This window comes from Citrobacter sp. Marseille-Q6884 (assembly GCF_945906775.1).
In the GTDB taxonomy this organism is placed as follows: domain Bacteria; phylum Pseudomonadota; class Gammaproteobacteria; order Enterobacterales; family Enterobacteriaceae; genus Citrobacter.
This window is the reverse complement of the sequence record NZ_CAMDRE010000003.1, coordinates 221,040-245,140: the sequence shown is the minus strand read 5'-3', so window position 1 is coordinate 245,140 and position 24,101 is coordinate 221,040. Positions and strand designations below refer to the sequence as shown.

28 protein-coding genes and 1 pseudogene are annotated in these 24,101 nt (G+C 48.8%); 8 read left to right on the top strand and 21 right to left on the bottom strand.

The window, feature by feature from the left end:
- Positions 1–57: 57 nt before the first annotated feature.
- Positions 58–1,707 carry a glycerone kinase gene (locus N7268_RS24870; RefSeq protein ID WP_007372177.1) on the top strand — a complete coding sequence of 550 codons (1,650 nt, stop codon included), beginning with the start codon at positions 58–60 and terminating at the stop codon, positions 1,705–1,707.
- Positions 1,708–1,810: 103 nt separating this feature from the next.
- Here N7268_RS24870 and N7268_RS24865 read toward each other — a convergent pair whose 3' ends face one another.
- Positions 1,811–2,581 (bottom strand): siderophore-interacting protein, encoded by a 771-nt coding sequence (locus N7268_RS24865; protein WP_007372176.1) that lies wholly within the window; start codon positions 2,579–2,581, stop codon positions 1,811–1,813.
- 239 nt (positions 2,582–2,820) lie between these two features.
- On the opposite strand from N7268_RS24865, the pseudogene N7268_RS24860 reads away from it, so the two are divergent.
- The 3 genes and pseudogenes from N7268_RS24860 to N7268_RS24850 all read left to right on the top strand — a co-directional run.
- Positions 2,821–3,038: pseudogene (locus N7268_RS24860) on the top strand (PadR family transcriptional regulator); the annotation flags it as partial.
- 48 nt (positions 3,039–3,086) lie between these two features.
- Positions 3,087–3,629: a hypothetical protein gene (locus N7268_RS24855; RefSeq protein WP_226988882.1), complete on the top strand. Its 543-nt coding sequence runs from the start codon at positions 3,087–3,089 to the stop codon at positions 3,627–3,629.
- Positions 3,626–6,199, top strand: coding sequence for a DEAD/DEAH box helicase (locus N7268_RS24850; RefSeq protein ID WP_043016716.1), 2,574 nt, complete (start codon positions 3,626–3,628; stop codon positions 6,197–6,199). The genes N7268_RS24855 and N7268_RS24850 overlap by 4 nt, the downstream gene beginning before the upstream one ends.
- A 90-nt stretch (positions 6,200–6,289) precedes the next feature.
- Here N7268_RS24850 and N7268_RS24845 read toward each other — a convergent pair whose 3' ends face one another.
- The 8 genes from N7268_RS24845 to N7268_RS24810 form a co-directional block, all read right to left on the bottom strand.
- Positions 6,290–6,823 (bottom strand): inovirus Gp2 family protein, encoded by a 534-nt coding sequence (locus tag N7268_RS24845; RefSeq protein ID WP_373886939.1) that lies wholly within the window; start codon positions 6,821–6,823, stop codon positions 6,290–6,292.
- A 74-nt stretch (positions 6,824–6,897) separates the two neighbouring features.
- Positions 6,898–7,878, bottom strand: coding sequence for an IS5-like element ISKpn26 family transposase (locus tag N7268_RS24840; protein WP_000019445.1), 981 nt, complete (start codon positions 7,876–7,878; stop codon positions 6,898–6,900).
- Between the two features lie 40 nt (positions 7,879–7,918).
- Positions 7,919–9,442, bottom strand: coding sequence for a DUF4942 domain-containing protein (locus N7268_RS24835; protein WP_260864726.1), 1,524 nt, complete (start codon positions 9,440–9,442; stop codon positions 7,919–7,921).
- Positions 9,443–9,633: 191 nt separating this feature from the next.
- Positions 9,634–10,218, bottom strand: a complete 585-nt coding sequence (locus N7268_RS24830; RefSeq protein ID WP_032951326.1) for a hypothetical protein — start codon at positions 10,216–10,218, stop codon at positions 9,634–9,636.
- Positions 10,219–10,269: 51 nt separating this feature from the next.
- Positions 10,270–10,710, bottom strand: a complete 441-nt coding sequence (locus tag N7268_RS24825) for a hypothetical protein (protein ID WP_223226831.1) — start codon at positions 10,708–10,710, stop codon at positions 10,270–10,272.
- Positions 10,700–11,182, bottom strand: coding sequence for a hypothetical protein (locus N7268_RS24820; RefSeq protein WP_032951323.1), 483 nt, complete (start codon positions 11,180–11,182; stop codon positions 10,700–10,702). Before N7268_RS24820 ends, N7268_RS24825 begins: the two co-directional genes overlap by 11 nt.
- A gap of 97 nt (positions 11,183–11,279) precedes the next feature.
- Positions 11,280–11,708, bottom strand: a complete 429-nt coding sequence (locus N7268_RS24815) for an HNH endonuclease (RefSeq protein ID WP_032951321.1) — start codon at positions 11,706–11,708, stop codon at positions 11,280–11,282.
- 18 nt (positions 11,709–11,726) lie between these two features.
- Positions 11,727–12,329 (bottom strand): hypothetical protein, encoded by a 603-nt coding sequence (locus N7268_RS24810; protein ID WP_223226832.1) that lies wholly within the window; start codon positions 12,327–12,329, stop codon positions 11,727–11,729.
- Between the two features lie 223 nt (positions 12,330–12,552).
- Here N7268_RS24810 and N7268_RS24805 point away from each other — a divergent pair.
- Positions 12,553–13,673, top strand: a protein-coding gene (locus N7268_RS24805) for an IS3-like element ISSen4 family transposase (RefSeq protein WP_085950818.1) whose coding sequence is annotated in 2 segments (ribosomal slippage) — positions 12,553–12,811 and positions 12,811–13,673 — 1,122 coding nt in all. Because the reading frame shifts where the segments join, the coding sequence is not laid out codon by codon here.
- A gap of 9 nt (positions 13,674–13,682) precedes the next feature.
- Here N7268_RS24805 and N7268_RS24800 read toward each other — a convergent pair.
- From N7268_RS24800 to dnaN, 5 genes are all read right to left on the bottom strand, one after another.
- Positions 13,683–14,429, bottom strand: coding sequence for a hypothetical protein (locus N7268_RS24800; RefSeq protein WP_260864725.1), 747 nt, complete (start codon positions 14,427–14,429; stop codon positions 13,683–13,685).
- 11 nt (positions 14,430–14,440) lie between these two features.
- Positions 14,441–15,424, bottom strand: a complete 984-nt coding sequence (rdgC, locus tag N7268_RS24795; RefSeq protein ID WP_007372167.1) for a recombination-associated protein RdgC — start codon at positions 15,422–15,424, stop codon at positions 14,441–14,443.
- Positions 15,411–15,641 carry a hypothetical protein gene (locus N7268_RS24790; protein ID WP_007372166.1) on the bottom strand — a complete coding sequence of 77 codons (231 nt, stop codon included), beginning with the start codon at positions 15,639–15,641 and terminating at the stop codon, positions 15,411–15,413. The genes rdgC and N7268_RS24790 overlap by 14 nt, the downstream gene beginning before the upstream one ends.
- Positions 15,638–16,459 (bottom strand): DNA adenine methylase, encoded by an 822-nt coding sequence (locus N7268_RS24785; RefSeq protein WP_007372165.1) that lies wholly within the window; start codon positions 16,457–16,459, stop codon positions 15,638–15,640. Before N7268_RS24785 ends, N7268_RS24790 begins: the two co-directional genes overlap by 4 nt.
- A 150-nt stretch (positions 16,460–16,609) precedes the next feature.
- Positions 16,610–17,878, bottom strand: coding sequence for a DNA polymerase III subunit beta (dnaN, locus tag N7268_RS24780; protein WP_223307982.1), 1,269 nt, complete (start codon positions 17,876–17,878; stop codon positions 16,610–16,612).
- A gap of 227 nt (positions 17,879–18,105) precedes the next feature.
- Here dnaN and N7268_RS24775 point away from each other — a divergent pair, with 227 nt between their 5' ends.
- Both N7268_RS24775 and N7268_RS25150 read left to right on the top strand, forming a co-directional pair.
- A complete protein-coding gene (locus N7268_RS24775) occupies positions 18,106–19,086 on the top strand; it encodes an IS5-like element ISKpn26 family transposase (protein ID WP_000019473.1) in 981 nt (326 codons plus the stop codon).
- Positions 19,068–19,247, top strand: a complete 180-nt coding sequence (locus N7268_RS25150; protein WP_313958471.1) for a hypothetical protein — start codon at positions 19,068–19,070, stop codon at positions 19,245–19,247. The genes N7268_RS24775 and N7268_RS25150 overlap by 19 nt, the downstream gene beginning before the upstream one ends.
- Positions 19,248–19,525: 278 nt before the next feature.
- Here N7268_RS25150 and N7268_RS24765 read toward each other — a convergent pair whose 3' ends face one another.
- Positions 19,526–19,939, bottom strand: coding sequence for a hypothetical protein (locus N7268_RS24765; RefSeq protein WP_007372162.1), 414 nt, complete (start codon positions 19,937–19,939; stop codon positions 19,526–19,528).
- A gap of 133 nt (positions 19,940–20,072) precedes the next feature.
- On the opposite strand from N7268_RS24765, the gene N7268_RS24760 reads away from it, so the two are divergent.
- A complete protein-coding gene (locus N7268_RS24760; protein ID WP_127649446.1) occupies positions 20,073–20,420 on the top strand; it encodes a hypothetical protein in 348 nt (115 codons plus the stop codon).
- A gap of 17 nt (positions 20,421–20,437) precedes the next feature.
- On the opposite strand, the gene N7268_RS24755 is transcribed toward N7268_RS24760, so the two are convergent.
- The 6 genes from N7268_RS24755 to N7268_RS24730 all read right to left on the bottom strand — a co-directional run bounded on the left by N7268_RS24755 (position 20,438) and on the right by N7268_RS24730 (position 24,092).
- Positions 20,438–20,752 (bottom strand): hypothetical protein, encoded by a 315-nt coding sequence (locus tag N7268_RS24755; protein ID WP_127649449.1) that lies wholly within the window; start codon positions 20,750–20,752, stop codon positions 20,438–20,440.
- Between the two features lie 27 nt (positions 20,753–20,779).
- Positions 20,780–21,460 carry a hypothetical protein gene (locus N7268_RS24750; RefSeq protein ID WP_007372161.1) on the bottom strand — a complete coding sequence of 227 codons (681 nt, stop codon included), beginning with the start codon at positions 21,458–21,460 and terminating at the stop codon, positions 20,780–20,782.
- 277 nt (positions 21,461–21,737) lie between these two features.
- Complete coding sequence (locus tag N7268_RS24745) at positions 21,738–22,091, bottom strand: hypothetical protein (protein ID WP_154050669.1); 354 nt, start codon at positions 22,089–22,091, stop codon at positions 21,738–21,740.
- A gap of 55 nt (positions 22,092–22,146) precedes the next feature.
- Entirely contained in the window at positions 22,147–22,704 is a 558-nt protein-coding gene (gene ssb / locus N7268_RS24740) for a single-stranded DNA-binding protein (protein WP_008786804.1), read from the bottom strand.
- A gap of 322 nt (positions 22,705–23,026) precedes the next feature.
- Positions 23,027–23,557: a hypothetical protein gene (locus tag N7268_RS24735; RefSeq protein WP_007372158.1), complete on the bottom strand. Its 531-nt coding sequence runs from the start codon at positions 23,555–23,557 to the stop codon at positions 23,027–23,029.
- A gap of 82 nt (positions 23,558–23,639) precedes the next feature.
- Positions 23,640–24,092 carry a hypothetical protein gene (locus N7268_RS24730; RefSeq protein ID WP_007372157.1) on the bottom strand — a complete coding sequence of 151 codons (453 nt, stop codon included), beginning with the start codon at positions 24,090–24,092 and terminating at the stop codon, positions 23,640–23,642.
- Positions 24,093–24,101: the final 9 nt, after the last annotated feature.

Sequence of the window (24,101 nt, the reverse complement as noted above, 5' to 3'; positions counted from 1 at the left end):
CCACTCCGGGGGCCCGCCTCCGGAGGGTGAGTTTTCGCTTACTGATCAGGAACCACTATGTCTCAATTCTTTTTTAACCAGCGCGCCAGCCTCGTTAACGACGTGATCGAGGGAACCATTATTGCCAGCCCGTGGAACAACCTCGCCCGCCTGGAGAGCGACCCGGCGATCCGTGTAGTGGTACGCCGCGATCTGAATAAAAACAACGTGGCGGTGATTTCCGGCGGCGGCTCCGGCCATGAACCGGCGCACGTCGGCTTTATTGGTAAAGGCATGCTGACCGCCGCGGTCTGCGGCGATCTGTTCGCCTCGCCGAGCGTCGATGCGGTACTCACCGCGATTCAGGCGGTGACCGGCGAGGCGGGCTGTCTGCTGATCGTTAAAAACTACACCGGCGATCGGCTTAACTTCGGCCTCGCGGCGGAGAAAGCGCGCCGTCTTGGCTATAACGTAGAGATGCTGATCGTCGGCGACGATATTTCGCTGCCGGATAACAAACAGCCGCGCGGTATCGCCGGGACTATTCTTGTGCATAAGGTGGCGGGTTATTTCGCCGAGCGCGGCTTCAACCTCGCCACCGTCCTGCGTGAAGCGCAATACGCCGCCAACCATACCGCCAGCATCGGGGTGGCGCTGGCCAGCTGTCACCTGCCGCAGGAAGCGGAAAGCGCGCCGCGCCATCAGCCCGGCCACGCCGAGCTGGGGATGGGCATCCACGGCGAACCGGGAGCCTCGACGATCGCGACCCATAACAGCGCGGAAATCATGCAGATTATGGTAGAGAAGCTGACCGCCGCCCTACCTGAAACCGGCCGCCTGGCGGTGATGCTCAATAATCTCGGCGGCGTGTCGGTGGCCGAGATGGCGATTCTGACCCGCGAGCTGGCCAACACCCCACTCCATGCGCGCGTTGACTGGTTGATTGGCCCGGCTTCGCTGGTAACGGCGCTGGATATGAAAGGCTTCTCGCTGACCACTATCGTGCTGGAAGAGAGCATTGAAAAGGCGCTGCTGTCGGATGTCGAAACCGCCAGTTGGCAGAAGCCGGTGCAGCCGCGGGCTGTTAATATCATGCCGTCCGCGCTCGCCAGCGCACGCGTCGCCTTTACGCCATCGGCCAACCCGCAGGTGGGCGATTACGTGGCGCAGGTGACCAGCACCCTCTCCGGCCTCGAAACCCATCTCAACGCGCTTGACGCCAAAGTGGGCGACGGCGATACCGGCTCCACTTTCGCCGCTGGCGCGCGTGAGATTGCCGCTCTATTGCAACGCCAGCAACTGCCGCTCAATGATTTACCCACGCTGTTCGCGCTAATTGGCGAACGCCTGACGGTGGTGATGGGCGGCTCCAGCGGCGTATTGATGTCGATTTTCTTCACCGCCGCCGGGCAGAAGCTGGAGCAAGGCGCCAGCATGGCGGAAGCGCTGAACGCCGGTCTGGGGCAGATGAAATTTTACGGCGGCGCCGATGAGGGCGACCGGACGATGATTGACGCTCTACAGCCGGCGCTGGCGGCGCTGCTGGCCGAACCGGATAATCTGCAGGCCGCTTTCGCCGCGGCGCAGGCCGGCGCGGATCGCACCTGCCAGTCGAGCAAAGCCGGCGCCGGACGCGCCTCCTATCTCAATAGCGAGAGCCTGCTCGGCAATATGGACCCCGGCGCCCACGCGGTGGCGATGGTGTTTAAGGCGCTGGCGGAACGCTAAGCCTCACCCGGTGGCGCTGCGCTTACCGGGGCGACATAACACCATTGAAAGGTAGCCCGGAGAAGGCGCAACGCGCCGCCATCCGGGTTTACCACACTGCCGATTATTTGCTATGCCAGTACGCCTGCGAACGCACCAGTTGCTGATCGATACTCGGCTCCTCAAAGCGCGCCAGCAGCGATTTCACCACGCCGCCTTCTCCGGTCAGCCAGATAAAATAATCTTCTGACGGCACCTTGACCTGAGCCAGCCGCTCGGCGACGAACGCCGGGTTGTGGCCTACCACCCATTCGATATTAAAGCCGTCGAGATCCGCCAGATAATCTTTATACGAAGCATCCGCGACGGTGACGATGGCCGTCACCTGCGGCGTCACCGGCAGCTGACGTAATCCCAGCAGGCGACGGCGCAGCGCCGGCATGCCCGACTCGTCACAGACATAAAGCTGCCAGGCGTAATCTTCCGGCACCACCAGCGAGCCGCGCGGCCCGCCGATCACCAGCTTATCGCCGATGTTGGCTTCCAGCGCCCAGCGGCTGGCAATACCGCCATCGTGGATATAAAAATCGTAAGCCAGCTCGTGGCGTTCGGCATCGTACAGCGGCGTGTAGTCGCGGGTCGCCGGGCGCACGCCCTCGCCCCAGTTAATGCCTTCGTCGGTCACTTCCGGCGGCGTAAATACGCTGCCCGCCTGCGGGAAAAACAGTTTGGTGTGGTCGTCAAAACCTTGTGAAACAAAGCCATCCAGCGCCTCGCCCCCCAGCACGATCCGCTGGAACGCCTGGCCGATACGCTCAACGCGCAGCACGGTTAATTCGCGAAAACGTAGTTCGTTACGCACGCGCTGTGGGTAGCGTGAGGTGTTTTTTGTCATTTTTTCGCCTTCGTGAAGATAATACGATATATCTAAATTTATTTTTAAATGATAATGATTGCTAATCAAAAAGATTGCAAGCACTTTTTTGATATAGTCAGCTTGAGATTAAACAGCTATCAGCAATCCATAAAAACCATTAATAATCATTAAATTAAACAAAAATTATTTTATAGACTTGCAAGTCGATAAACTTTAGATATAAATTAGATATATCTAAATAACATCAGGAGACGATGATGCAAAACCATCATGAAGGTTGCTGTAAACATACAGAGCACCAACACGAAGGCTGCTGCAAGGGTGAAGGACATCACCACGAAAGCCGCCACAGTGAGCACCATGCAGGCTGCTGCAAAAGTGAAGAGCATCGCCACGCAGGCTGTCACCAGGAACATCACCACGAACAGGGTGCGGACGCCGCCACGGTCGCGGCGGAGGTGGTGGTCGTCGCCAGTGCATCTCCGTCACTAACAACGAAGTCGCTGCCGACGAACAGAAAAAATTGCGCGAACAGGGCTTAAGGCCTGGAGATCCTGATTGGGAAAAGTGGGGGATCTGTGATTATATCACCAAACCACGTGTACAAGCTGCTATCACAGGCAAAACGCCGAATGAACAACCGATTAAGGTCAATTATAGGTTTACAGACGAGTTCCCAATGTCTGACGGTTTTGAGGAAAATGCCGAGTTTTTCACTCTGACCTACGAAGCTGAGAAGTCGGTTAGCCACAACTTGGCCTTTGTTCGCATTGCGCCGTTGCTATGGCTACGCGCGGGTGCGCGCGGCGAACGTATTGAAAAAATACCTACTAAAGGATGGGAAGTGACCGATGCGTACGGTCTACTGCTAGATGTAGACCAAGCAACCCCATTCATTGAAGCCATTGATACCTCCAGTGGCGTGTGCGTGGCTTTCATCGTTACTGATGATGACCGTCACTTCCAGTCTGTAACAAAACGTTTGCCAAAAGATGTTGAACCAGTGCGGTTATACGAGTCGTACCTGACCAATTTCAGCTTCACCAGTGGGGAATGGACAGAATGAAATTTACTCTCAAGGACTATCAGCGCGATGCGGTACATGATGCTCTGGCGAATCTCAGGAAGGCTCGACGTTACTGGCACAACGAGAGCGACAAAAGCGCCTTCTCTTTAACGGCTGTAACCGGTGCGGGTAAGACCGTCATGGCTGCTGCTGCATTTGAAGCATTGTTTCATGGTGACGACGAATTTAATTTCGATGCAGATCCCGGCGCGGTGGTGATCTGGTTCAGTGATGATCCAGCACTGAATGAGCAAACCCGTTTTCGCCTGATGGAGGCGAGTGACCGTATCAACTACAACGATATGGTGGTAGTTGAACATCCCTTCAGTCGGCGTAAGTTTCAGGCTGGAAAAATCTATTTCCTTAACACGCAGAAGTTTGGCAAAAAAAGCCTCGTGGTGCGCGGGTTCGATGATAAAGGCGGCCTTTTCGAAGCAGCCCCTGATGCACAGGCTTATACGCTGTGGGATACCATCCAGAACACCATCGAAGACCCGGATCTGACCCTTTACTTAGTGCTGGATGAAGCGCACAGAGGGATGGGCTCGTCAACGGCTTCCAGTGAAGCTGCTAAGAGTACTATTGTACAACGGCTTATCAATGGTTCGGCTGGAGTGAAGGGTATTCCAGTAGTGTGGGGTATTTCCGCCACAGTTGAACGTTTCGACAAAGCCATTGCCAATGCTGGTCATCATGTCAAACTGCCGAATGTGGTGGTTGACCCCGCTAAAGTGCAGGAATCTGGACTTATCAAGGACGATATCATTCTGGGTGTGCCTGATGAAGCTGGTGACTTCGATACCGTGTGGGTACGCCGTGCTGCCGACAAACTCAGGGAAGCGACCGATGCCTGGGCAGAGTACGCAAGACAGCAGGAAACCGTGCGCGAAGTAGTGCCGCTAATGGTATTCCAGGTACCTAATACGCCTGACCCGAATGAGGTGGGGCGTTGGCTGGATACGTTATTCTCCCGTTATCCTGAATTGTCCATTGACAGTGTTGCTCATGTCTTCGGTGAACACACCACACAACGTTTCGGCCAACATCAGGTGCCTTATATTGAACCGCAGCGGGTGCAGGAATCAACCTGGATGCGAGTACTGATTGCTAAAGATGCCATCAGCACTGGCTGGGATTGCCCACGTGCCGAAGTGATGGTTTCCTTCCGCGCAGCCAGCCACAGGACGCATATTACGCAATTGTTGGGGCGTATGGTGCGTACCCCATTGGCGAGGCGTATTCCGGGTAATGAGCGTTTAAACTCTGTAGAATGCCTGTTGCCCAAGTTTAATACCAATACCGTGAGAGATGTCGTCAATACCTTGTTTAAGGGCGATGATACCTCTCCTCCAAGCGGACGCATCCTGGTTAACCCTGTGGAGATGAAACCTAACCCGGCTGCTTCAACTGCCGTATGGGAAGCATTTGAAGCGCTACCTTCGCAAACCCGACCACAGAAAGGAGCCAGACCCGCCAGACGTCTGACCGCGCTGGCACAGGAACTGGTTGATGACGGCATTCTTGATGGGGCAGTCAGGAAAGCCCATGCTGCTTTGCACGCTGTTCTGGACAAGTTCCAGATAGAAAATGCCGAGAAAATCAAAAACAAACGCAATGCAGTGCTCGTCGTAGATGGTAAGGCTGTGGTTGCCAGCCTCAAGAACAAAGCAATGACCTTCAACGAATTCTGGGAGGAGGCGGACGTAACGGTGATTGATGACGCCTACCGGCGTGCAGCCCGAATTTTCAGCCCGGATGTTTCACGTACCTATGTCGAATATCTGGCCGATAAGGTCGCGGATCGAGAAGAGGATGCTGAGGAGTATTTGGAAGCAATCATGGAAGCTCGTGTGACCGTTGCTGGCATGGGGCTGGTGATGGAGGTGCAGGATTACTTCGATGGCGAGGCCGATAGACTGGCGAAGGCGTGGCTGGCCGAGTACACACCGCAAATCAAGTCATTGAAAGATGAGCGTAAAGAGGCCTATCGTCAAATCGTCGAAATGAGTACCGAACCGCAGGATGTGGATCTGGTCAGGCCGGCGAACAAGTTTGAAATGACCAGGGTGCGTGAAGGTGAAAAGGAAGCTGACCTTCCAGTCTGGAAACACCATTTGTTGTGTGACGAAAACGGGATCTATCCGGCTCTGTTGAACCATTGGGAAACCAAGGTTTTTGAGATCGAAACCAAACGTGAAGGATTTGCTTTCTGGTATCGTAATCCACAGTACACAGGGCAGTCGTCACTGGGAATCGCTTATGTTGAAGCTGAACAGTACAAGATTGTTCGTCCCGATTTCCTGTTCTTTGCCGAACAGGATGGCGAAATGATTGTGGACCTGGTAGATCCACATGGCCTGCATCTGGCTGATGCCTTGCCTAAACTGAAAGGACTGGCGCTATATGCCGAACACCATCCTGATGCTTACAGGCGAATCGAATCCGTCGCCGAAGTAAAAGGTAAATTACGGGTGTTAGATTTGAAACGGCAGGATGTGCAGGATGCTGTTGCTAATGCTGAAAATGCAGAAACGTTATTTAGTAGCGGACTTGCTGATGACTATCAGTAATCTATAGAAAATTGCGTAACGAAACTGCATTTCAGTAATTAGTTGAGGCAATACAAATATGGCCTTCTCACTGAGAAGGCCATTGCCGACTTACAGATCGATTTGGCTACAGCCGAAGTTACGATCCCCTTCACCAAACACTTTAGACTCAACTTTGGTCAGGTAGTCCAGCCGGGTTAGCAGTGCCTGGTAATGATCCTCAAAGTCAGGGTCTTCGTTATCTAGTACGTAACGACAGTTATCAGGGAATGTCACCAGGTCAGGGCAATCATCCCGTTGCAACGCTAGAGCGCTGTACCATGCACCTGTAATCATCCCTCTCAGGTTGTCTTCTCGTTCGTAATCCCCAAGGTGGTAGTAAGCGTCTTTGTTGAACAGCAGACAAATGTGGTAGTGGCATTTACCCGATTCGGAATATTCTTTAGCCCACATAATAAATAATGGACAACGGTAAATACGCTTACCTTCACGCTTCTTACGGATGCGATCAGCATCCAGCTTAGCTTTAAGGGACTCACGCATTCGGGATATCACACCTGGTTCAAGATTAGGGAAGGTGCGAATAAGCAGGTCATTTCTTCCCAAGCTGACTCGCTGATTAAAATTTCGCGGATCTGGGCCGATTTTTTTCCCGCAAACACATCGAATCAGCCTATTTAGGCTATTTTTTCCACCATTTCTGGCGTTATTTCCGGTTTTTACTGAGATCTCTCCCACTGACGTATCATTTGGTCCACCCGAAACAGGTTGGCCAGGGTGAATAACATCGCCAGTTGGTTATCGTTTTTCAGCAGCCCCTTGTATCTGGCTTTCACGAAGCCGAACTGCCGCTTGATGATGCGAAACGGGTGCTCCACCCTGGCACGGATGCTGGCTTTCATGTATTCGATGTTGATGGCCGTTTTGTTCTTGCGCGGATGCTGCTTCAAGGTTTTTACCTTGCCGGGACGCTCGGCGATCAGCCAGTCCACATCCACCTCGGCCAGCTCCTCGCGCTGTGGCGCTCCTTGGTAGCCGGCATCGGCTGAGACAAATTGCTCCTCTCCATGAAGCAGATTACCCAGCTGATTGAGGTCATGCTCGTTGGCCGCGGTGGTGACCAGGCTGTGGGTCAGGCCACTCTTGGCATCGACACCAATGTGGGCCTTCATGCCAAAGTGCCACTGATTGCCTTTCTTGGTCTGATGCATCTCCGGATCGCGTTGCTGCTCTTTGTTCTTGGTCGAGCTGGGTGCCTCAATGATGGTGGCATCCACCAAAGTGCCTTGGGTCATCATGACGCCTGCTTCGGCCAGCCAGCGATTGATGGTCTTGAACAATTGACGGGCCAGTTGATGCTGCTCGAGCAGGTGGCGGAAATTCATGATGGTGGTGCGATCCGGCAGGGCGCTATCCAGGGATAATCGGGCAAACAGGCGCATGGAGGCGATTTCGTACAGGGCATCTTCCATGGCACCGTCGCTCAGGTTGTACCAATGCTGCATGCAGTGAATACGCAGCATGGTCTCCAGCGGATAGGGCCGTCGGCCATTGCCCGCCTTGGGATAAAACGGCTCGATGACAGCGGTCATATTCTGCCATGGCAGAATCTGCTCCATGCGGGAGAGGAAAATCTCTTTTCGGGTCTGACGGCGCTTAGTGCTGAATTCACTATCGGCGAAGGTGAGTTGATGGCTCATGATGTCCCTCTGGGATGCGCTCCGGATGAATATGATGATCTCATATCAGGAACTTGTTCGCACCTTCCCTAAATGGAGGATTCATCAGAATTCTTTCAAACAAGCCGGTATTTTCAGGCTTGACCAATAGAAAATCATTAAGGGTGACGTTCCAGCGCAGGCCAGTAATTGCAACAGCTGCGGGGTGTATATCAAAACCAGTAACATCCACCCCCTCTGGTAACCCTTTCAGTAGCGCACCAAGACCGATATTCGGTTCCAGCAAACGCATACCTGAAGCCACCATACATTCATCAATTGCTCGTTTCTGGAGTTCTCCGACCGTTGCATAGAACTGGTGCGTATAGCGGTCAGGTATAGAACCATGTAATGCCAGAAGTTTGAATGCTTCAACGGGGCTAAAGTCAAAGTCATATACTTCTCTATATCTTCTGACAGCACCCAATGACTCCCATATGTTCACCAGTTCTTTTTTCTCACTAACAGACTGGTTGTCCCGCAGGATAAAAGTGTGCGGCCCCGGTGACAGGTGTTTGCCCGCGTTCAAATGGTCAGTGGCATATGATATTAAGGAGTTAACAGCAGAGAATGATATCAACTGCGACCGATATTCATTGGTTTTTACAGTTCTTGCGGAGTTATGGCCGGTGGTGTATCGGCGATCGAGAGGAATGCAGCCTGGCATTAAATGGGATAGTACCAGATTGAGATTGTCACAAGTTTCCTCCTCAATCAGGATATGCACATTGCCGTTAATAAACCCCTTCACTTTAAGACTATCGTTATCAATACTTACCCATTCGCCAGGGTTACTCATCATGTACTCTTTGACCGCAGCCGAATTCACATCCTCAGCACCGCTTCGTCCATACATCAGTCCAATAACCTTACGAAGGTCATTAAAATAGTTGAGATAGTCATAGGATCTGCGGTTATCTCTACTTGGTAAGCAGCTGGCTATGATGAGTTTGTTGCTGAAGCCCTGGGCACGGTTAGTCTTATGCAGAGCGGAGAGCTTTTCAAACACACCATGAACCATCTGGGCGAAGTAGTCTTTTTTCTCTTCATTCAATGCGAATGCGGTAGAAAAGATACTTTCTTCGTTGAAGGGTACAGGCTTAAGCTTCTCAAAATTTGATTCTGATGATTTTCGCCATGCCCTCAATCCTTCGTTCCAGTCATCGTATCTTTCGGTGGGCATAAATGGTTTTACGCCGGTCAGATCGAGCAGCTTTTGCCAGTACTTTTCATCGAGAGCACAGCGGGCCCGTTCTATACAGAACAAATTTTCTACAGCCAGCGTATATTTGATGGAATTGTCACAAGAATCACAGAACATGCGCCATGCTTCATCATGCCGGTTCCGCATCACTGCATCATACATGGCCTGCATGTGCTTCAGTGTTGTGTTGTATTCCACCAGCAGATCGCGCATGGCATTTAGTTTTTGAAAGCCGTCATGTTCAATGAGGCCACTTTGACTGTCTACGGGATTAGCATAAAGGCTGAGGACGTCTGATTCATTTTCATCGTTATTCGCTAATACAGCTGTCGGTAGGTTCATCAGATTTCTCCAAATAGAGAAATTATGAGACAGGTATGGCAGGTGACGAAGCAAATCGACGAACTACATAAGCCGGGATATTTGGGGATACCGTGAAGTACATAGCACGGCGGAAGTCCAAAAAAAGAGACCCCAGTAAGGGGTCTTAAATGAGGTATATATAACTATCAGATCACAGAGCCCGAAGCAGACTACTCAACGTCCTGAATTTCAGGAAGCTTCAACCCTTTCGGATAGAAGATTGTATGAACAGTCAGGTCAGCCAGGAACGTAGATTTGATAATTAATTTTATTATAGGGTTAATACTATCCCAAGAATCGGGCGAATTCCAGATAGTGGCATCACAGCTTTCAGGATACTGGTTAACTCCAGGAGCATGGCCAGCCGTGCAGCGCATTGGGTCGGTTGATTCATGCTCGCATTTAGGGCAAATATAGCGCCGCAGCTGGTGTTCACCTAGGTCTTGGTCAAAATCGTGAGGAGTTTCCCAGCAATGAACATCTTCAAGCTCAGGTAGCCTGGACGGAGTGTAAAAAGCCCACGGCACTTCCGTACCTCGCAGTACCTCAAGTGCGTGTATCACCCGCTCAGGCTCGATTTTAAGCACGTCACTGTATGCTTCTATTCGATCACGTAACAGGCTGGCCATTACAGAGATTGTATGGATATCGATACCGGCTGCTTGAGCGTCCCTTTCCAGCTGCTCAATAACGACATCAATACTTGCTGGTGGTGCAGACATAAATAACTGCGTTGCGGCTTCTTGTCGTGACATATACGAAGGTTCCTTCGGTTACCGGTGACAGTAACCGATATTTTCCCCTCGCTACAGCTGGTCACGAATTTTTTCAGCTTGTACATCGGATACCAGAACACAATCACCTGTTGCAGAATTACAAACGTAATATTTTCCGTCCTGATGCTGCTGTAATTTCAGTTTTGTACCCGTAAGTGACACTGTAACGCCACTTGCTTCAAACTGCCCTTTGTTGGTGATGAAAAAGTTGTTTTTTGCGAGGGTTCCGGCTTTCAAATCAACGCCTCTGATCACTTCACCCAGGTCCCATTCGTTCATTACTGAGCGTTGTTTATGGATCAAGGAGCCAAGACAGACAAACACCACGACACTGATTGCAGCAAGACCCATAAGGTTTTTAAACGAATGGTGGGCTTTCAGGTCAAGCGTCTTCGCTTCTACCAGCTGCTCGGACGTTAACTGGACAGCTCGATTGTTACGCGAAGGACGTTTACGTTGGTTAGCAGTCATGGTTCACCTCTGTTTGAAGGAGAGATAATTTTAAACCTGCCAGTATATAAGCGATCTGAATTGGGTGAAGCGAATCATCAATGCTCATGGCCAGTCTACCCTTCTGATTGGTATCTACGGCTTTGCTGCCTCGGTACTGGTATCCATATCTCTTCCTGGCAAGTTCCAGGCCAGCCAGCATGTACTGGACTTGCTGTAACGATAATGAATCAATTTGCAGAGACTTGAGCCTGTTTTTTTGCTGGCACAGACCAAATAACTCCCTCGACTCGAAATCGTCGGGGTAAGAGTGTAGTAACCCATCAACTGAGCAGGCATTCAACTTATCGAATTCACGTTCAATACCCTCGACCGAGAAATGTCGGTCTCGAACGGACTCGACTCTACATTTGCTGAGCTGGCCATCTGGTGTGGCTACAAATATAGTTGCGCCTTCGGTCAGGTCTCCAGTCCAGTTTGTATGATTAGTCATATACGCTCCGTAATGGGCCTACTAAACAATATTATCACGGCTGAATATTTGACGAAGCAGTGCGCGATACGCGCCATGATAATGTTAAATTAGTCGTTTATTTGATAGCACCATTTTTCTCTGAATACTGTTCAAACCAGAAAACAATGGGTTTCTCTACAATGCTTATCTGGCCGAATCTTTCTGCCGTTCTGAAATTCATACTACTCTTCCGTGCCCTTTCAACCTGTAAACTTATTTGTTTGCGGAACATTTCCAGTGAATATGTTGTTTTGAGCAGATTGCAGGGCGCACAGGCTGGGAAAAGATTTTCTAAGCAGTTGGCACTTTCATTAAACACTTCACCGGTAGCCTTAAGCTTAAATTTCCCTCTGGCCGCAGCTTGCATATCCTGGACGGATTTCCTTAGCACAGGTTCTACGTGATCAGCGTGCCAACCTTTTTCTTTCAGTACCTCGCCACAATATGCACATCGACCACCAAATTTAGCCCTCAGTACTATTCTTTGTTTTTTTGACAGAGACATAATAAATTCCTTGTGGAACTAAGAGAATCGGCCATCGTCTATTGATTCAGCGATGTTGACTGCCAGGGCGTTATCGTCCAAGCCTGACAACGTTTCATAGCGAAAGACAGGAATGTGAGTTCTTTTAAAAAGGGCAATAATGAACTCTCCTTCAGGCTGAGCGCTGATAGCATCTTCATTGATCATTGCTAGCACTAGTTCCCCGGTATGCGCATCGGAGAGAACAAAATCGAACACGAATTCATCTGCGTACTGTTGCGCCTGAAGTACGTCAACCGGGGCAACCGGTTCATCTTCGAGCTCCAGCTCTACTAAGTCCCGGGCAAGCACCTGGGGTGCGATAATGTACTGACCATTGAACACCGCACTCAAGCGCACATAAAGATCCATCAGGACTTTTGGCAATATCGAATTTTTTTTGATGAAGTACTCGCTCAACCCATCAAGTGCGGCGTTCTCGTCGGCATCGGCATTAATATCTGCCTGCTGATCATGCTCGTCCAAAGGTTGCTGAGTTTGTTGTTGTTCTCGTTTTGTTCGACTCGCGTAGATAAGTATGAAAGCTGCAAAGCACACAAATGTCAGAAATATTGCGAGAGCGATTATATATTTTAGAGTCATGGGTTCATTCCTATAGTCTGGAGATACTCAGGCTCCTTGAACTTCATATTTTCGGGTATATGCCGCATCACCTTTTTGATGTATGGTTGTTCAATTCTCTTAAGCGTATCTAATTGAGATTGATAATCCTTAGTTCTCAAATCATGCTCAGCTGACCTGCTCCCCGTTGATTAGTACACCCCGATGTTAGTAATGTCTTCATAAGCCACATGAGGACATCCCCATGAAGAAGCGTTTTTCCGACGAACAGATCATCAGTATTCTCCGCGAAGCCGAAGCTGGGGTACCCGCCCGTGAACTCTGCCGCAAGCATGCCATTTCCGATGCCACGTTTTACACCTGGCGTAAGAAGTATGGCGGTATGGAGGTGCCTGAAGTTAAGCGCCTGAAGTCGCTTGAGGAAGAGAACACCAGACTCAAGAAGCTGCTTGCCGAAGCCATGCTGGATAAAGAGGCGCTTCAGGTGGCTCTTGGGCGAAAGTACTGACGACAGACCAGAAGCGGGAAGCCGTGATGTTGATGTGTGATGCGACCGGTCTGTCGCAACGTCGTGCCTGCAGGCTTACAGGTTTATCCCTGTCGACCTGCCGCTATGAGGCTCACCGTCCGGCTGCTGATGCGCATTTATCAGGGCGCATCACTGAGCTGGCACTGGAGCGCAGGCGTTTTGGCTACCGTCGTATTTGGCAGTTGCTGCGCCGTGAAGGGCTTCATGTTAATCATAAGCGCGTGTACCGGCTTTATCACCTCAGTGGCCTGGGCGTAAAACGCAGAAGACGTCGTAAAGGGCTGGCAACAGAACGTCTGCCGCTGCTCCGTCCGGCGGCGCCCAATCTGACCTGGTCGATGGATTTCGTCATGGACGCACTTTCCACCGGTCGCAGGATCAAGTGTCTTACCTGCGTCGATGATTTCACAAAGGAATGCCTGACGGTCACTGTTGCCTTTGGGATTTCAGGCGTTCAGGTCACGCGTATTCTGGACAGCATTGCACTGTTTCGAGGCTATCCGGCGACGATAAGAACTGACCAGGGGCCGGAGTTCACTTGCCGTGCACTGGATCAATGGGCCTTTGAGCATGGTGTTGAGTTGCGCTTAATCCAGCCGGGCAAGCCAACGCAGAACGGATTTATTGAGAGCTTTAACGGACGATTTCGCGATGAATGTTTGAATGAGCACTGGTTCAGCGATATCGTTCATGCCAGGAAAATTATTAATGACTGGCGGCAGGATTATAACGAATGCCGCCCGCACTCCACGCTGAATTATCAGACACCGTCTGAATTTGCAGCGGGCTGGAGAAAGGGTCATTCTGAGAATGAAGATTCCGACGTTACTAACTGAGTGTTGTATCTAATCGTGGGGGCAGGTCACAGCACCCAGTTGTCCTAATAACGTCTGAAGTTTCTTTAAGGCTTTGCTGCACTGCACTTCGGCATTATCCAGCTTTTCAATATTTAACCAGGAGAGAATATCGATAACAGGATTTATAGTCAGATCGACAAACAGATCAAGCGTGTCATCTGGTAAATTTGAATCAATAGGTGATTGCCGGGCAGGCATTTCATCTGCTAATCGCTTAAGCGCACCCATAGCTCTCTTTAACGAACTACTCGCAGAGGATGTGTCTATTGCTGAAAGTATGGATATTGCTTTACTGGTAGTAACCATATCCAGAAATTCAGTTGTGGAAGCACTATTACATTCATCCTTTGCTGTTTTTAATAGTTCACGGGCATTTTCTGCAAGTTTGAGTCGTCTGCCTGACTCGTTATATTTTATCTGAGCTTCTTTCCAGCAGTTGACTAGATGCTGATAAATCTCACAATCTGGTGATTTCGAAATTTCTTCCAACGAGGACATAACTACGTATTGAAGAAAGATGCTCCTGCATTTTGGCAGCAGCAGGTTAAGATGCAATTCACATTCGTTCAGCTTTTTTCGCGCCGGTGTCTCTCTGAAGAGACCAATAAATAGCGCCCACAATGAAAACTGACGATCTCTTGTCTCTTTAACCAACTCTTTAACTGCCAGGGCTCGGGCAATGTTAGCATTTTCAACCTGGCGTGATAACTCTTGGAGTTCTGTAGCTGTAATCATCTCTCAGCCCTTTAATGGAAGGTTTTTTCTGGTTGTTTGGCTTCTGCCGCGACACCTTGTTGTTCGTCTGACGGCGTTGTGATGAGTCCTGGGCTTTCACCCCCGAGGGCTTTTATCATTGTGTCCAGAACCTCCATAACAACAGAGGTAAACAAAACGAAATCGGCATCAAATCTTTGGGCGTGATCTTCTGGCGAAATGTCATCGTTCTGTTCAATAAGTTCTTCCGTAAAGGTCAGTCGTGAAAAGATGAAATTGTCATTCAGGATGAAAAACATCTGGTTCATCCAGCCCAGTGCAACCTTTGTCACAAGCTTTCCGGCCTCGATGTGATGAGCGATCTCATCACATATCAAATCCTGGCGTTTTGTTGTAACGACCCCCCCGTTTTCGAGCACATCTTTGAGCGTGGCTTCGTCGCATAAAGCTAGGCCAGGCGGCAGACTTCCTGTTTTGACCCACTCTGTTAACGTCAGTTCTACCGGCGTTTCCAGCGTGAATGGGATAATTGGAAGTGAGCCAATAGTTTTACGTAGCAAAGCTGTTACATCATCTGCTTTTTTATGGCTGGTGGTCTCAACAAGCAGTAGACGTGATTTAGTATCCACCCAAATGTTTGTAGTGCTGTATTTGCTGAAAGCCTTTGGTATGAGCTCAGCGAGCACGGCATCGTTGACGGCCTGGATCTCCATTTTCTTTAGCCTGCGGTTTTGCTCTTTCTCCAGTTTCTGAACCCGGGTTCGCACAATTTCTTTGATGGTCGCGGGAGGAAGTATTTTCGATTCGTGCTTAACAGTCAGAAGAATGAGATTATTCGACTCATGCTTTAACAGCTCGACATCTTCACCCAATGGCGGGATCCATCCTGACCGTGCCATATCATTAGGCCCGCAGGGAGTGTATTTCAACTCACTTAACTGTTCATCCAGCTTGTCTAATTCCAGAGCTTTTTGGATGCGGTAGACTACAAGGCTTTTGGGTTTAAATTGGCTCATCGTGGCCCTCAGCTGTTGCTTGATTAATTTTAATAAGGTCAGAGACACGCTCGCGGATCACGACACACTCCCAGTAAGTTAGAGGCTTAGAGCTCAGCACTTGTTTAAACTGCGCCACGGCAATATCAGGTGCTGTCCGATATTGTTCGGCGATATCCTGACAAAATTTCTCAGTCTCTGGGTTATGCAGCTTTTCAGAACAATGGAAGCGTTTCATGCCGCAGCTCCCTTTTTCGAGTTATCCGCTAATTTGACCGCGAAGATTTCTGAAGCTTTTTTCCCATCCCCGCTGCCTTTAAATATGCTTCTCCGGGCAGTCACACCATGAATAGCGAAGGCTTGATAAAGCTCACGAATATCAGGCGCATCGTGGCATGATGCGATGACATGAACCCCGCGTTCAGGCAGCAACTGGAGCAGTTTGGTAAGCTCAATCTGCATAGCGGGTGTAAAACCGCTGGCATGGTAAGCCGTGAATCTGCCGGGATTAACATATGGTGGGTCGCAATACACCACATCACCCGGGCGGGCCATTGATAGCGTGGTCTGGAAGCTGGCGCAAAGTAAAGTTGCTGAGGACATTTTCTCAGCCATTGCGTATAACTCTGTCTCTGGGAGATAGGGGTTGGCGTAATAACCCCAGGGGACGTTAAAGATGCCTTTCCGGTTGTATCGGCATAGTCCGCGATGGCCAAACCTATTCAGATAGATAAACAGAGCAGCTTGAGTGTCACTTGCACTATCATGATTATTGAACTGGCTTCGCAGCTCATAATAGGCGTCCTCAGAACGCCCGAGACAGTAAAGGCGTTTAAGCTCAGAAAGTACCTTTTCAGGCGACTTAAAAATACTCTGGTATGTATCGATCAGGTCGCTATTAATATCGGCCAAAATGTATTCTGGGTAATTCGTATTCATCATTACAGCGCCTGAACCGCCAAAGGGCTCAATAAGCCGACCACCTTTCGGTAGTACATGCTTAAGACTTGCCATAATGTTGTGTTTGGCTCCTACCCACTTCAGAACGCTTTTCATTTCATTCTGGCTCCAGAATATTAGGACGCAGTGATCGCGACCAATGGGAGCGAGATGGCATATAGCCATCCCGTCAGGAAGCTTGTTTTAACGTTATCACGCCCATGAAATTGGCTATTTCGAAAAGGCCGACAAAACGAGAGCGTTTTGTCAGACACGGACAGGCATGATGATGTCGTAATTGTTTTTGTTTACTGAAATCAATATGCCGGTCGTTGTATCACGCAAAGCAATCTGTGCGGCTTCTCCTTCTTCCGAACACGCCCCCAGGCTTGCCAGTGATTCCAGGAGGTAATCGGCATTCATACCGATATCAACAATTGTTTCGGGCTCGCCTGCCTCTTTCGCAATGTCCATCACCTCTTTGCAACTGATTGCATTTGAGCCGGGCGACTTAAGCTGTAGGGCGTTGTCTTTGAATGACATCACACAAACACTGGTGTTGTTTGGCGAGCCCTCTTTAAGCAATGGGGTTGCGCGTTTTAGTGCGGTGGTGAGTTCAGAAGGATCAACCTTAAACAGTTCAGTATTTTTGGCTACCGTGCTGGCCACGCGCTTCCAGTCCGGGTAACGGCCATCGACAAGATTTGAAATGACTGTATGGCTTCCGAGCGTAAATGTCAGGTTACGGTTGCTGTAGTCAATTTTGAATTGACCCTGGCTACCGCTCAGGATTTTATGGAGCACGGGGAAAACCCCGTTGGGTAAAATCACACCTGCATTCGTGTTACTGATAGAGGTAGGAGCTGTCGGAGATTGAATCTCATCGCCCACGTCATCGCTGAAGTCGATATCATGAGAACTGACGGCCATACGATGTCCATCAGTGGCTACAGCAATAAATTGGCCATTATCGATACCGAGGTAGACCCCATTCATATAAAAGCGGACATCGTTCTGAGCCGCAGCGTGGCTGACACGCTTGATAATCTGACTCAGCATCTGCGTTGGAAAGTAAACGCTGTAATTATGTTCCAGCGTCTCAGCCTGAATTTCGGGTATATGGTCTAAGCAAACCGGGATGTTATAGGAGTTTTTGTCGGTGCGAATGACAAGATGGTTTTTTGCCGCATGGAAGCGGACGTTAATTTCATCTTCGCCGCGCATGTTGCGGATTAAAGAAAAGAGTTGTGTTGCAGGTACTGATACGTCCATATCACCATTGCCCCCCGATACCGTCCCTTTACTGGTAATTTGGGCAGAGTTTAAGTCAATGCCAAGGGCAGAAAGACAATCCCCACGTAACCGCAGCGTGATCATCTCCAGTACTTTCATTGCAGGAGACCGGCGAATAACCATACACGGCATTTCGATAATTTTGAGAAGTGCTTCAGCAGAAATATCAAACCCTGGAAGCTCTTTAAATGATAAGCGTCTTGCCTTTGGTTGAACTGCGTCTATTGTAGATGCGTCTGTCATTTTACTGTCTCCCATAATTATCCGTGTTAAATTAATCGTACCCCCGGTCAATCAAGTGACGAATAGCAAATTATGAAAAAATGAAGTTTATTTGTGGTGACGGCGATAACCTAATTCAAACGCGAACTGCCATTGGTATTCATTTAAAGCACATCCAAGGGAAGGTGCGAACAAGTTCCTGATATGAGATCATCATATTCATCCGGAGCGCATCCCAGAGGGACATCATGAGCCATCAACTCACCTTCGCCGATAGTGAATTCAGCACTAAGCGCCGTCAGACCCGAAAAGAGATTTTCCTCTCCCGCATGGAGCAGATTCTGCCATGGCAAAACATGGTGGAAGTCATCGAGCCGTTTTATCCCAAGGCGGGCAATGGCCGACGGCCCTATCCGCTGGAGACCATGCTGCGTATTCACTGCATGCAGCATTGGTACAACCTGAGCGACGGTGCCATGGAAGATGCCCTGTACGAAATCGCCTCCATGCGCCTGTTTGCCCGATTATCCCTGGATAGCGCCCTGCCGGATCGCACCACCATCATGAATTTCCGCCACCTGCTCGAGCAGCATCAACTGGCCCGTCAATTGTTCAAGACCATCAATCGCTGGCTGGCCGAAGCAGGCGTCATGATGACCCAAGGCACTTTGGTGGATGCCACCATCATTGAGGCACCCAGCTCTACCAAGAACAAAGAGCAGCAACGCGATCCGGAGATGCATCAGACCAAGAAAGGCAATCAGTGGCACTTTGGCATGAAGGCCCACATTGGTGTCGATGCCAAGAGTGGCCTGACCCACAGCCTAGTCACCACCGCGGCCAACGAGCATGACCTCAATCAGCTGGGTAATCTGCTTCATGGAGAGGAGCAATTTGTCTCAGCCGATGCCGGCTACCAAGGAGCGCCACAGCGCGAGGAGCTGGCCGAGGTGGATGTGGACTGGCTGATCGCCGAGCGTCCCGGCAAGGTAAAAACCTTGAAGCAGCATCCGCGCAAGAACAAAACGGCCATCAACATCGAATACATGAAAGCCAGCATCCGTGCCAGGGTGGAGCACCCGTTTCGCATCATCAAGCGGCAGTTCGGCTTCGTGAAAGCCAGATACAAAGGGCTGCTGAAAAACGATAACCAACTGGCGATGTTATTCACCCTGGCCAACCTGTTTCGGGTGGACCAAATGATACGTCAGTGGGAGAGATCTCAGTAAAAACCGGAAATAACGCCAGAAATGGTGGAAAAAATAGCCTAAATAGGCTGATTCGATGTGTTTGCGGGAAAAAAATCGGCCCAGATCCGCGAAATTTTAATCAGCGAGTCAGCTTGGGAAGAAATGACCTGCTTATTCGCACCTTCCTTAGCTTTCTCTGAAGGACTCATAAATTTCCAGAGTTCATCAGGATATTCATCGTCATGCTTTTCAGATTTTTTCAATCGGGAGATTCCTTTTAATTTTGCAGCCATGCGGCTCCGTCCATACGGACGGATTGGCATTGTAAAATTTTGCTGCGAACTATCAATCAGACCAGTAAAGTGACGACCCATATAAATACCTCTAAGTGCAGTAGTTATTTTTTCCCGATTCAAAGCTCCGCCTTTAACGTCATACTACGGGATAGCATTACTGCAACGAAATATTCAGGGATTGTTTACGGCGTTTTGAAGGTGTTATCCATTACCGTTTTACTTCTCGCTACCCAGTCGTTTGCATCACTGCAATTGATGTTTGACGCTACGACCTGACGGGCGGATGTATAGATTGGACTTGCATAACCACCATTCCCGGCAACTACCAGACGGATACTGTTGAGATATGCGTAAACAGGATCCTGTAGGATTGTAGAATCGATGGATGCCTGCTGTTTACAGCTATCGCTACGCATCTTTACTACATCAGTTGCGACCATGACGCATTCAGGACATTCATTTTTAAGCTGAATGAACTGAGTTGGTGTCTGCCCCGCTGCCGGACTTCCATCTGCTCTAAGAGGAATATTGGCTTCAGCAATATTGATGCAGAAAGTCGATCCCGCAATTAGCGCCAGCAATAATTTCGTTTTCATATAACCTCGCCTTATTTAATTCAGATTTATCGAACTGAGCTTACTGCTTTAAGTGGTGAGTAAGAAAAAAAAAGGGTGACAAAACGGGGGGTGTTTTTTAACCTTAATCATATCCCATATGATTAGGTTGATTATGAACAATGCCAATATGCAGGGAGATGGTACTGAACATCGCCTGGAGCGCTTTTCCCGTATTCAGAAGGATGCGTTGGTACTTCTTCTTTTGTGCAAAGAAAAAGGCACTGCGATAGTGCCATTCACCAGGTTGCTGGGGTTTATTAACTCTGTTCCAGACAGCCAGGATGTAGCTGAGCCCAACCTACGTAAGTCACTCAAAACATTGCAGCAAAATGGCTATGTATGGAAGTACCGGAACAAAAACGATCTTACAGTTTCATTTGAGTTAACTTCATCAGGAGAACTCCAGGCAACTTCATTTCGGGTGCGAAGATTAGAGGCATGGGGCCAGGCAGACGAGTAAAACTCGTCTGCTGGTGGTTACACAGAAAGATACTTTTTACTGATAGTTAAAGCGCTGCGTCGTTTTAATGCAAATGGACGATTATCAGAAAGTCTGGAAGCATTACCGGCGCGAATGAATATGCGTTTCATCCTGCGGTCAAAATGTTCTTCTGACCAGCCGAAGGGATACGTACCCTTAATACCATCTATTGGCCCGGCAAGAATGCGAGCGGTTTCGCTACGAAGAGTACTTCCCCTTAAACCAAATGAGCTAAGTTTATTTCTTATCAGACTTACAGAAAATTTCCTGGGTTTTAAAACACCCTTAATACAGTACAGATGTTTACTCATAGCATTACCCTTTTATTATGGGAACGATTAGCTGCGCTGCATAAAGTCGATGGATTGGCGTTTGTTTTCTTCGATTATCTTCATTGCCTCTTCAAGCCATCCAGCATCTTCACCCCGGCTGGTTAGCTCTTTGTGCTTTAGTTTGAGTGCAAATACTGCGTCATCAGCACCGGCAGTAAACAATTCTTGTCTGACTTGTTGTGTGCTGGTTGTACCATTTATAACACCAACCATATAATTCACGATATCAATAACTTGGGGGAGTAAATCTGGATCCTCATGATTAATCTCCTCGATACTGACAAACGGCAGTAACCGGTCAATCAGCATATGGGCTAGGTTGGTGATATTCAGCAGGAATAGGTTATCGTTCTCGGTGTCGCTTTTGCTTTTTACTTCTGATGCGGTAAACGACTGAACCCGGCGATTGTATTCGCACTGCCACTCCTTACAGGCACTGATCATCCAGTTCTGTATCTCTTCATCAGAAGCGTTGGATGATGGAATGTCCATCGCAGCAGGGAGAACTTGATCCCACGGGTAAACATGAGAATCAATCATCACGCCTTCCGCGTTACGCATTAACTCAGATAAAGCCACTATGATGCGGCGCATCAGATGGTTTTCAGTGAGGAGAGTAAACTCTTGTTTCGATGCACCAACGAGCTCGACGTTGAGTCCTGTCAGCGAGTCGTTAGTGTTTGGCATAGTAACAGGCCTCCTGCCCTAAAAGATGATTATGAACCAGTCCGTGGTCGCAGGGTTTAGTAGTGCCAGTCAGCGTATCCGATTTTACGCTTTCGTCTTGATCACCAGTGTTCACTGAGGGTAGTAAAGTTTTGACGACGTTTTTCATAAAGACCTTATACTGTCATGACAGTCGTATGTAATTTTAGATAAGTTCTATAAGACATCTCAAAAAATAATGGTAATCCGCGAGCAGATTACCATTCAGGCATTCATCAATCATAATATGCTACGGTTATTATTTTATAATACCGCACTGCTTTGCTATCTCGATAACATCGCCATTTTTTATGATGATACCCAGAGTTTGCGCATCCTCAATGTGTCTAGTGGCGCATCCACCGACAGCTTTAACCTGCTCGATGAGACGGTCTGAGGCAGCAGCAGTATACGCCAGTGTACTGTCTGGAGTGTTGAGACTGAACAGATAAAAGCCTGAGACAATTCCCAAAATTACCAGTAGTCCACTTCTGAGTATCGCCGAAAAAAGGGCCGCAACGCAAATTGCACCACCGGCATAAATAGCAGCCTGGCCATATGACATAGACCCATTTTCCAGTATCGTCTGGAGTGCGTTATTGAATTCATTCACGGCAATAATTCCCCATTAGTTATGATACAAATTAAAACAGATATGCTGCTAATCATTAAAAGGCTATCTCAGTTCCATAAGCACCAGTGCTTCCTGGAACTTCATCCTGATTTCCCAAATAATAATTTTCCATTGTTGGGGGCGAGTTGCGTGGTGTTGCTGGCCTCGCGTTCGTGTTTTGTGGCCTGCGGCTATAACTGGTATTCTGCCGGTGATCCTGCCCACGGTTCTGCTGGAGGTGACGACTCACCAGTTTATTACCGCCTACATTGACTTTGCGAAGAACATGCCCCTTCACGGGGTTGACAAGTACGTCCATAAAGAAGCGTTCTTTACCATCCTCCTTGATTAGGCGGGTACGCAATTGGGCCTCCAGGTACACTCCTGTCCCGACATGAAGATGATTGCGGGCCACATCAGCAAATTGACCAAGCAAAATGATCTGATAGTGTTCTTCCGTAATTTTCTCCAGACCAGATTTATCCTCCATTGAGGACTCAGATGTTGTTACATAAATCTTTGCGTAGATGCCGTGGGTAGGGTGTTGTCGGATTTCAGGCTCACGGCCTACAGTACCTTCGATAATTACTTTGCTATAGCCACGATTAGTCATACACCCTCCCCAGCTCTGTATCGGATGACATTATTATCAGCCTGTCCGGTCTGGTGACGAATGGTAATTCGTTAAATAATTGCACTGCACATCCATAAAAATAGTCAGGATATTAAGTTTGTGGTGAGAAGGACGGCACATCAGACAAAAAAAATCCCGGCCAGGCCGGGAAAGGTGATCTTTATGCCAGCGTACTCGCCAGCGTTCTCTTTGTTATGTCCCCATACTAAACATGTATGGCCCAGAGTGAAACAATTTTTGAAACCTGCAATGAAAATACATTGTGTTTCCATTTTGTTTACCTGAAAAGAGACGAAATGTATTATTGCTTGAGATGCCTTTTTGCCATACGTTTTAGGGTTTGGAGTATTGTTTGGTAAGCAGCGAGTTCATTTTTGTACTCAGCAATCTCCGTCTCATTCTTAACATAGTCGTTTTCAAGCTTAGCTATAGTATCAGTGTATTCTTGCATACTCTGTTCAACTTTTTTTGTTGCTGTACGAAACGCAGCGCTTTTAGTCGTTCTGATACCAACGGGGAATGTTTTCCCGATTTCCACGTCATGTTTATAGAAACTGCTGATGCTTGTATTCCAGACGCTTGGCTTTTTGTCGCTAGGCCGAATTTTGATAAATGTGATTCCAGGGATTTTATCCACAAGAAAAACAGTTTTTTCACTGCCTTCTGCCGCATTCTTTTTCATTCGAATTGTTTTTACGCCAACTTCTATTAATTCGACGCTGGTTTTTATTTTCGACGGGTTGTCTACGTCCATATCAATAAATACCCGCCAGCATGACTGGCCCTCTTTTATCGATGAAGGACACGCTTGTGGAAAATGGTCTTTGTACATGGTAAACCCCAACAACCTGAAATATGTAGGATAAAGATTAAGGGCATTTATGCTGCTTACGAAATTCGGGGCGACTCACTAATCACAGGGTGCGCTGGATTGACTCTGCGGCCTGTTGCCTTAGTGCGTTGCTGATACCAATTGCTTCAGCGAGATAAGCAAGATTATCCACCAGCACACATCGTGTCCCGGAACTGAGATCTCCAGTTACTCCCCAGCGGAGCATTTCACCAGGAGCCGGTTCATAATTATCCAGTTCACACTCAGGAAGGTCTACTGGCTCTCCCAGATAATCAATTAAGACCGGCCTGATATCGCTATATTCGGCATCAATACCAAGTGGCAGATCTTTCCTGACATATTGCCTCAGAACAAATAAATCCCTTTCGCTACATTGAGGGAAAATTCCAACCGGCAAGTTTGTGATAAGAATAGCTGCACCTTTTGAATCGCCAATTTCCTGAACGAGTTTTGCGGCGCACCAGACCGCCCCCTTCAGGAACTCCAGATTTTCATGCGATTGCTGTAATGACATATGACCTCT

Bases quoted from the DNA above. Each gene is read 5' to 3' on its own strand.
- N7268_RS24840 (WP_000019445.1), bottom strand. From the start codon at position 7,878: ATGAGCCATCAACTCACCTTCGCCGATAGTGAATTCAGCACTAAGCGC.
- N7268_RS24865 (WP_007372176.1), bottom strand. From the start codon at position 2,581: ATGACAAAAAACACCTCACGCTACCCACAGCGCGTGCGTAACGAACTA.
- N7268_RS24800 (WP_260864725.1), bottom strand. From the start codon at position 14,429: ATGATTACAGCTACAGAACTCCAAGAGTTATCACGCCAGGTTGAAAAT.
- N7268_RS24850 (WP_043016716.1), top strand. From the start codon at position 3,626: ATGAAATTTACTCTCAAGGACTATCAGCGCGATGCGGTACATGATGCT.
- N7268_RS24750 (WP_007372161.1), bottom strand. From the start codon at position 21,460: ATGCCAAACACTAACGACTCGCTGACAGGACTCAACGTCGAGCTCGTT.
- N7268_RS24835 (WP_260864726.1), bottom strand. From the start codon at position 9,442: ATGAACCTACCGACAGCTGTATTAGCGAATAACGATGAAAATGAATCA.
- N7268_RS24765 (WP_007372162.1), bottom strand. From the start codon at position 19,939: ATGAAAACGAAATTATTGCTGGCGCTAATTGCGGGATCGACTTTCTGC.
- N7268_RS24735 (WP_007372158.1), bottom strand. From the start codon at position 23,557: ATGTACAAAGACCATTTTCCACAAGCGTGTCCTTCATCGATAAAAGAG.
- N7268_RS24760 (WP_127649446.1), top strand. From the start codon at position 20,073: ATGAACAATGCCAATATGCAGGGAGATGGTACTGAACATCGCCTGGAG.
- ssb (WP_008786804.1), bottom strand. From the start codon at position 22,704: ATGACTAATCGTGGCTATAGCAAAGTAATTATCGAAGGTACTGTAGGC.
- rdgC (WP_007372167.1), bottom strand. From the start codon at position 15,424: ATGAGCCAATTTAAACCCAAAAGCCTTGTAGTCTACCGCATCCAAAAA.
- N7268_RS24730 (WP_007372157.1), bottom strand. From the start codon at position 24,092: ATGTCATTACAGCAATCGCATGAAAATCTGGAGTTCCTGAAGGGGGCG.
- N7268_RS24830 (WP_032951326.1), bottom strand. From the start codon at position 10,218: ATGTCACGACAAGAAGCCGCAACGCAGTTATTTATGTCTGCACCACCA.
- N7268_RS24755 (WP_127649449.1), bottom strand. From the start codon at position 20,752: ATGAGTAAACATCTGTACTGTATTAAGGGTGTTTTAAAACCCAGGAAA.
- N7268_RS24790 (WP_007372166.1), bottom strand. From the start codon at position 15,641: ATGAAACGCTTCCATTGTTCTGAAAAGCTGCATAACCCAGAGACTGAG.
- N7268_RS24870 (WP_007372177.1), top strand. From the start codon at position 58: ATGTCTCAATTCTTTTTTAACCAGCGCGCCAGCCTCGTTAACGACGTG.
- dnaN (WP_223307982.1), bottom strand. From the start codon at position 17,878: ATGACAGACGCATCTACAATAGACGCAGTTCAACCAAAGGCAAGACGC.
- N7268_RS24785 (WP_007372165.1), bottom strand. From the start codon at position 16,459: ATGAAAAGCGTTCTGAAGTGGGTAGGAGCCAAACACAACATTATGGCA.
- N7268_RS24810 (WP_223226832.1), bottom strand. From the start codon at position 12,329: ATGACTCTAAAATATATAATCGCTCTCGCAATATTTCTGACATTTGTG.
- N7268_RS24815 (WP_032951321.1), bottom strand. From the start codon at position 11,708: ATGTCTCTGTCAAAAAAACAAAGAATAGTACTGAGGGCTAAATTTGGT.
- N7268_RS24775 (WP_000019473.1), top strand. From the start codon at position 18,106: ATGAGCCATCAACTCACCTTCGCCGATAGTGAATTCAGCACTAAGCGC.
- N7268_RS24825 (WP_223226831.1), bottom strand. From the start codon at position 10,710: ATGACTGCTAACCAACGTAAACGTCCTTCGCGTAACAATCGAGCTGTC.
- N7268_RS24820 (WP_032951323.1), bottom strand. From the start codon at position 11,182: ATGACTAATCATACAAACTGGACTGGAGACCTGACCGAAGGCGCAACT.